This window comes from Salinimicrobium oceani (assembly GCF_012037645.1).
Genome location: NZ_JAAVJR010001046.1, coordinates 1 through 369 on the forward strand (window position 1 = coordinate 1; position 369 = coordinate 369).

Here is a 369-nt window from a genome sequence, read left to right on the forward strand (position 1 = left end):
ACCCTACTCCGCCTGCCATCAATACTGCAAAGTTATTCTCCCTCATATCAATTGGCTGCTTTTAATAATTCAACTTCTGCATTTGGCTGAAAAAGATAAACTCTACCTGTCTTAACCTCTACACACTCAAAACGTTTTATACGCTGTTCCCCTTTTCTAAAAATTTTTCCATTGTAAATTCTGAAAATACTTCCATGTGGGACCTCAAAAATGTAATTTTTGTCATTCTCTTCATCAAATTGTTTTAAGGCTACGGAAAGATGTGCATCTGTATCACTACTGGCTTTCGGATTCTTGAAATGCCTCGCGATCAACGGAAGCAGTTGCGCCGGAAAAATTTCAGGTCTTATAAATGGCAGCATAAGCCTT

The 369-nt window shown here is 38.2% G+C and carries 1 pseudogene; it reads right to left on the reverse strand.

What is annotated here, in order from left to right:
- Positions 1 to 47: 47 nt before the first annotated feature.
- Positions 48 to 369 (reverse strand): annotated as a pseudogene (locus HC175_RS20700) (sprT domain-containing protein); the annotation flags it as partial.